Below are 6,740 nucleotides of genomic sequence, written 5' to 3' on the forward strand. Positions count from 1 at the left end.
CCGCCCGGGACGGGCGGCGGGCGTCGTGAGCCCGGTGGCTGCGACAGCCTGACGGCGGACGGCTCAGCCGCGGCGGCGGGCGCTGCGCTGGATGTTGCGCACCTTCGCGCCCTGGGGGACCGGGCCCTTGGGCATCTGGTTCTGAATGCCGGTCTTGGTGCTCAGCGCGCGGAGCCGGGTGTCGAGGGCGTCGACCTTCGCCCGGCTGATGTTCATCGGGTATCGGGTGAGCCGGCGGTTCAGCTTGCGCAGTGGCACCTGCTCGGGGGTCGCGTCCTGCTCCTCGCCGACGATCAACTCGTAGATCGGGGTGTCGCCGACGACCCGGGCGACCTTCTTCTTCTCCTGTGCCATGAGCGGCTTGAGCCGGCGCGGCTCGCCCTCGCCCACGATCACGATCCCGCACCGGCCGACCACGCGGTGGACCGCGTCGAAACTCGTCGTGGCGGCGACGGCCTGGTTGACCCGCCACCCGGAGCGCAACTGGTCCAGGGCCCACGCGGCCGCGCCCGGCTGCCCCTCGGCCTTGCCGTACACCGTGTTCTGCACGCGGCGCGAGAAGATCACCATCGCGAGCATGAGGCCGGTGAGCACACCGAGGGGGAGCATCCACCACTCGCCGCCCCACAGCATGCCGAGGAGGAAGAACACGACCGTCGACAGGACGACCGCGCCGATCATCAGCGGCCACAGGAGCTTGTCCTGCTTGGACTGGATCTTCAGCGCCTGCCACATCTGGCCGCGTTGTTCCTTGCCCGCCTGCCGCCGGACGGCCCGGGCCGCCTTCTTGTCCGCCTTGGTGAGCTCGCTCTTCGCCATGGTCATCAGGATACGTGCCCGCCACCGCGGTCCGGGAACCGCGGCTGACCCGAGGGGTGACCCGCCCCGGCCGACTGTGGGCGGGTCAGACGCGGGCGCGCTCGCGGTCCAGGACGCTCGACGCCTCCTGGGACGCCGAACCCCCTGTCGTCAGCTGCTGCAGGTGCTCCGGAACCGCCTGCCCGCGGTGCTCCAGCGCCTGGACGTAGAGGCGGCCGGCTCGGTACGACGAGCGGACGAGCGGTCCGGCCATGACGCCGGCGAAACCGATCTCACGGGCCTGATCGGACAGCTCGACGAACTCCTCGGGCTTGACCCAGCGGTCGATCGGGTGGTGCAGCGGGCTGGGCCGGAGGTACTGCGTGATGGTGAGGATGTCGCAGCCGGCGGAGTGCAGGTCGCGCATCGCGTCGACGATCTCGTCGGTGGTCTCGCCCATCCCCAGGATGAGGTTGGACTTGGTGACGAGGCCGAAGTCGCGCGCGGCGCGGATCACGTCGAGGGAGCGGTCGAACCGGAACGCCGGGCGGATCCGCTTGAAGATCCGCGGCACGGTCTCGAGGTTGTGCGCCAGCACCTCGGGACGCGACTCGAACACCTCGGCCAGCTGGTCCGGGTCCCCGTTGAAATCGGGGATGAGGTTCTCGACCCCCGTGTTGGGGTTGAGCTCGTGGATCTTGCGGACGGTCTCCGCGTAGAGCCAGGCCCCGCCGTCCTCCAGGTCGTCGCGCGCGACGCCCGTGATGGTGGAGTAGCGCAGACCCATCTCGCGCACGGACTCGGCCACGCGCCGCGGCTCGTCACGATCGAGGGCGCTGGGTTTGCCGGTGTCGATCTGGCAGAAGTCGCAGCGGCGGGTGCACTGCTCGCCGCCGATGAGGAACGTGGCCTCCCGGTCCTCCCAACACTCGTAGATGTTGGGGCAGCCGGCCTCCTCGCACACCGTGTGCAGGCCGCCGGTCTTGACCAGCGTCTTGAGTTCCTTGTACTCGGGACCCATGGTGGCCTTAGTTCGGATCCACGACGGCTTGCGCTCGATCGGCGTCTCGGCGTTGCGGGCCTCGATACGGAGGAGCTTGCGGCCTTCAGGAGTCACAGTCACGGCCGCAAGCCTACGCGCGAATCACGCCACGGGCAGTCGGCCGTCCAGCGCCTCCACCATGTCGGAGGTGACCTGGTCGAGAACCTCCGACACCGGCACCACGCGACCGAGTTCGGCGCTGAGGGACGTGACCCCGGCGTCGACGATCCCGCAGGGGACGATCCGCGAGAACGCGGTCAGATCGCAGTCGCAGTTGAGGGAGAACCCGTGCATCGTCACGCCCCGCTGGACACGGATCCCGATGGCGGCGATCTTGCGCTCGGGCCTGCCGTCCGAGGCCGCACACCACACCCCGGAGCGCCCGTCGACGCGCCCGGCCTCCACGCCGAGCCGCGCGCAGGTGGAGATGAGGGCCTGCTCGACACGGCGGACGTACTCGACCACGTCGATGGGGTCGGTCAGCGCGACGATCGGGTACCCCACCAGTTGGCCGGGTCCGTGCCAGGTGATCCGGCCGCCGCGGTCCACGTCGACGACCGGGGTGCCGTCGGTGGGACGGTCGGACGGCTCCGTGCGTTTGCCGGCGGTGTAGGTGGCGGGGTGCTCCAGGAGGAGGATCGTGTCGCCCCGCTGCCCGTCGGCGCGCTCCTCGGCGAGGGCGCGTTGGAGCTCCCAGGTGGGGCTGTACTCGACGGTGCCGAGCCGACGGATCTCCGGGGGCGCCGGGTCACGGCGGAGGGACTGACCGGTGTGCGACATGTCCCCAGGGTAGGCCGAGGGGTGTGACGACGACGACGGGCGCCCTCCGTGAAGGAGGACGCCCGTCGCGGGGTTCAGCGGAACCTACCGATCAGCTGGCTTCACAGGTCGAGGTCACCGTCGAACTCGGCCTTCTCCAACCGGTCCTTCACCGTGGTGAGGAAGCGGCCGGCGTCGGCGCCGTCGATCAGGCGGTGATCGTAGGTCAGCGGCATGAAGCCCATCGACCGGATGGCGATCGACTCGCCGTCGGCGTCGGCATCCACCACGGGCCGCCGCACGATCGCGCCGGTGCCGAGCATCGCCGCCTGCGGCGGGACGAGGATCGGGGTGTCGAACAGGGCCCCCTCGCTGCCGATGTTGGTGATGGTGAACGTGCCGCCCTGGAGGTCGTCCGGCGTGAGCTTGGACGCCCGCGCCCGCTCGGCCAGGTCGATGATCGCCTTTGCCAGCCCCGGGATGTCCAGGTCCTGCGCGTTCTGGATGACCGGGGAGAGCAGCCCCGCCTCGGTGTCCACGGCGATCCCGAGGTTCACCGAACCGTGGTAGGTGATCTCGTTGGTCTTCTCGTCGTACGACGCGTTGACGTTCGGGTGCGACACCAGGGCCTCGACGACCGCCTTGGCATAGAAGGGCAGGTACGAGAGCTTGGCGCCGTGCTTGTCGGCGAACTGCTCCTTGACCTGCGAGCGCAGCTGCGCCACCCGGGTCATGTCCACCTCGAAGACCTGCGTGAGCTGAGCGGTCTGCTGCAGCGATTCACGCGTCTTCTGCGCCGTGATCTTGCGGATCCGGTTGGCCTTCTTGGTGGTGCCGCGCAGCTCTGCGAGCTCGGGCCGGACGCCGGCCTTCGACGGGCCGCCGCTGGGTGCCTTCTCTTCGGCCGGGGCCTCGGAACCGGAGTCGGAGCCCGAGCCCGAGCCCTCGGCCGCCGCGAGGACGTCCTGCTTACGGATCCGGCCGCCGATACCGGTGCCCTTGACCGAGTCCAGGTCGACGCCGTGCTCCTGCGCGAGCTTGCGCACCAGCGGGGTGACGTACGGCGAGCTGCCGGACTTGGCGGCCGCCGCGGGCTCGGCCCGCTCGGGCAGGTCGCCGGAGGACGCGCCGTCTGACCTCTCCGACCCGCGCGGCTTCTCTGCCTTCTTCTCGCTCTTCTTCTCGGCCTTCTTCTCGGACGTCGACCCGGACCCGGACTCCGCCTTGGCGGCGGCCTTCTTCTCGGTCTCGGGGGTGTCCTCGGGGACCTCGTCCTCGTCGGAGGCGTCCACGCCCTCGTCCTTGGCGTCGGTGGCGTTCTGCTCCTCGGCCGACTGTTCGTCGGAGTCAGAGCCGGAGTCGTCGGAGTCGTCGTCGGATTCGCTTGCAGCGTCGCCGTCGCCGATGACGGCGAGGGTGGCGCCGACGTCGACGGTCTCGTCCTCCTCGGCCACGATCTTCTGCAGGGTGCCGGCGACGGGGGAGGGGATCTCGGTGTCGACCTTGTCGGTGGAGACCTCGAGCAACGGCTCGTCGACCTCGACGGTGTCGCCGACGGACTTGAGCCACTTGGTGATGGTGCCCTCGGTGACGGACTCGCCGAGTTCGGGCATGACGACGTCGGTGCCCTTGCCGCCGCCCCCGCCTCCGGAGGACTTCTTGGCCGGGGCGGACTCCTCGGCGGGCTCGTCGTCCGCGGGCTCGTCCGCGGCATCCGACTCGTCGGCCTCGTCGGCCTGATCGTCAGAGTCGTCGGCCTCATCGGCGGAGTCGGAGTCGTCTGAGTCGTCGTCGGAGTCGCTCGCGGCGTCGCCGTCGCCGTCGCCGTCGCCGATGACGGCGAGGGTGGCGCCGACGTCGACGGTCTCGTCCTCCTCGGCCACGATCTTCTGCAGGGTGCCGGCGACGGGGGAGGGGATCTCGGTGTCGACCTTGTCGGTGGAGACCTCGAGCAACGGCTCGTCGACCTCGACGGTGTCGCCGACGGACTTGAGCCACTTGGTGATGGTGCCCTCGGTGACGGACTCGCCGAGTTCGGGCATGACGACGTCGGTGCCCTTGCCGCCGCCCCCGCCTCCGGAGGACTTCTTGGCCGGGGCGGACTCCTCGGCGGGCTCGTCGTCCGCGGAATCGTCGGCCTGGTCGGCCTCGTCGTCAGAGTCGTCGGCACCATCGGCGGAGCCGGAGCCGGAGTCGTCGTCGGACCCGTCCGAGTCGTCGGACCCGCCCGAGCCGTCGTCGATGACGGCGAGTTCCCCGCCGATCTCGACCGTCTCGTCCTCATCGGCGACGATCTTCTTCAGCGTGCCGGCGGCGGGCGACGGGATCTCGGTATCGACCTTGTCGGTGGAGACCTCGAGCAACGGCTCGTCGACCTCGACCGTGTCCCCCTCCTTCTTGAGCCAGCGGGTAACGGTGCCCTCGCTGACGGATTCACCGAGAGCCGGCATCTGTACGGAGAAGGCCATGGTGTCGTGACTCCTCAAGAGTTCTCATTCGCTGCCAGCAAGCGCGGTCCGCGCCCGCGTGAGCGGCGTCGTGGGTGTGAGTTATCTGTTCGTCGTGTCGATCCGGGGCCGGATGCGCGGTGGCGCCCCCACCCAGGATCGTCGTCCATTGTGCCCTCTGCCACCTCTCGGCGTCGGCGGACGTGCCGATCCCGACCCCGGCCGGTGCCCGATTCGCCGGTCGCCCGCAGCGTGACGGGCGTCGGGCGTCGGTACGATCGTGTCCCATAGGCGGCCCTCACCCCGTACGGGGGCCCGACGGAAGGACCGACGGTGGGTATCCGTGACCTGTTCGGGCGTCGTGGGCCTCGGGTCCCGGCCGATCCGGCCGATCTCGATCACCTGCGCCGGTGGTGCCGCACCCGCGTGGGCGTGGAGGCGTATCTCGAGCCGGAAACCCTCGTCTCGGTCCCCGGCCTGTGCCTGGTGGCCTTCGACGGCGAATGGACCCGCAGGCCGGTCGGCGACGTGGCCACCGCGCGCAAACTCGCCGCGCAGTTGAAGCTGCCCCTGTTCGACGCCGCCGTCCAGGGCTACCCCCAACGGATGCGCGACTACGAGGAGGTCCGCATCAAGCGTGAGCGGCGCGAGCGGGCCGAGCGCCTCCGCGACCGGCTGCGCGAGCCCGAGGGGGGCTAGCCGCGCTGACCCCGCCGCCCGCGGCCGACTCAGGCTCCGGCGGCGATGTCCTCGAGGACGGCGAGCATGGTCCGCACGGGCACCCCGGTTCCGCCCTTGGGCAGGTACCCCTCCGGGCCACCGTCGTTGTAGGCGGGGCCGGCCACGTCGATGTGCGCCCACTCGACGCCGTCCGCGACGAACTCGGAGAGGAACAGTCCGGCCGAGAGCATGCCGCCCCACCGGTGCGGGGTGACGTGGGTCAGGTCGGCCACCTCGGAATCCAACCCGGCACGCAACTCCTCGGGCAGCGGCATCGGCCAGCCGCCCTCGCCGACCGACCGGCTGAGGTCGGCCACCCGGTCGCGGAAGTCCTCGGTTCCCATGACACCCGGGGTCTTCTTGCCCAGCGCCACCATCTGCGCACCGGTGAGGGTGGCGGTGTCGATGAGATGGGACGGGGAGTCCTCGCAGGCCCGGACGATGGCGTCGGCCAGGATGAGCCGCCCCTCCGCGTCGGTGTTCTTCACCTCGACGGTCGTGCCCCCGTACATGGTCAACACGTCACCGGGCCGGTACGCCGTCGACGACGGCATGTTCTCCGCCATGGGCACGGTCGCCACCACGGTGAGATCCAGGCCCAGCCGCGCGGCGAGGATGACGGTGGCCACCACGGCCGCGGCGCCACCCATGTCCATGGTCATCTGCTCCATGCCGGCGGCCGGCTTGATGGAGATGCCGCCGGTGTCGAAGGTGATGCCCTTGCCCACGAGGGCCACGGTGGGTCGACCCTCGGCGCCCCGGTGGGTGAGCCGCACCAGGCGCGGGCCGCGGGACGAGCCGCCGCCGACGGCGAGGATGCCGCCGTAGCCACCCTCGGTGAGCGCCGCCTCGTCCAGCACCTCGACCTCCAGACCGGCGCCGCGGGCCAGTTCGGCGGCCCGGTCGGCGAACGACCCGGGGAACAGCAGGTTGGGCGGGGTGTTGACCAGATCGCGCGCCAGCCCGACACACTC

General features: G+C 70.7%; 6 protein-coding genes. 1 reads left to right on the plus strand and 5 read right to left on the minus strand.

The window, feature by feature from the left end:
• Positions 1-63 precede the first annotated feature (63 nt).
• The 4 genes from G6023_RS13235 to sucB all read right to left on the minus strand — a co-directional run bounded on the left by G6023_RS13235 (position 64) and on the right by sucB (position 5,067).
• The gene (locus G6023_RS13235; RefSeq protein ID WP_159148444.1) at positions 64-819 is read right to left on the minus strand and encodes a DUF4191 domain-containing protein; all 756 of its coding nucleotides are present in this window, start codon (positions 817-819) and stop codon (positions 64-66) included.
• Between the two features lie 85 nt (positions 820-904).
• On the minus strand, positions 905-1,921 hold the full coding sequence (gene lipA, locus G6023_RS13240; RefSeq protein ID WP_119193041.1) for a lipoyl synthase: 1,017 nt from the start codon (positions 1,919-1,921) through the stop codon (positions 905-907).
• A 21-nt stretch (positions 1,922-1,942) separates the two neighbouring features.
• Positions 1,943-2,620 (minus strand): lipoyl(octanoyl) transferase LipB, encoded by a 678-nt coding sequence (gene lipB / locus G6023_RS13245; RefSeq protein WP_067714178.1) that lies wholly within the window; start codon positions 2,618-2,620, stop codon positions 1,943-1,945.
• Positions 2,621-2,721: 101 nt separating this feature from the next.
• Entirely contained in the window at positions 2,722-5,067 is a 2,346-nt protein-coding gene (gene sucB, locus G6023_RS13250) for a 2-oxoglutarate dehydrogenase, E2 component, dihydrolipoamide succinyltransferase (protein ID WP_182635946.1), read from the minus strand.
• A gap of 312 nt (positions 5,068-5,379) precedes the next feature.
• Between sucB and G6023_RS13255 the strand changes: the two genes are divergently transcribed.
• Positions 5,380-5,745: an oxidoreductase gene (locus tag G6023_RS13255; protein WP_096905674.1), complete on the plus strand. Its 366-nt coding sequence runs from the start codon at positions 5,380-5,382 to the stop codon at positions 5,743-5,745.
• A 29-nt stretch (positions 5,746-5,774) separates the two neighbouring features.
• On the opposite strand, the gene G6023_RS13260 is transcribed toward G6023_RS13255, so the two are convergent.
• Positions 5,775-6,740, minus strand: a 966-nt coding sequence (locus tag G6023_RS13260; RefSeq protein ID WP_182635949.1) for a leucyl aminopeptidase, incomplete at its 5' end; no start/stop codon positions are given.

The organism is Dietzia sp. DQ11-71 (assembly GCF_014144995.1).
Taxonomy (GTDB): domain Bacteria; phylum Actinomycetota; class Actinomycetes; order Mycobacteriales; family Mycobacteriaceae; genus Dietzia; species Dietzia kunjamensis.

Coding starts and splice junctions, on each gene's coding strand:
- G6023_RS13235 (WP_159148444.1), bottom strand. CDS start 819: ATGGCGAAGAGCGAGCTCACCAAGGCGGACAAGAAGGCGGCCCGGGCC.
- lipB (WP_067714178.1), bottom strand. CDS start 2,620: ATGTCGCACACCGGTCAGTCCCTCCGCCGTGACCCGGCGCCCCCGGAG.
- sucB (WP_182635946.1), bottom strand. CDS start 5,067: ATGGCCTTCTCCGTACAGATGCCGGCTCTCGGTGAATCCGTCAGCGAG.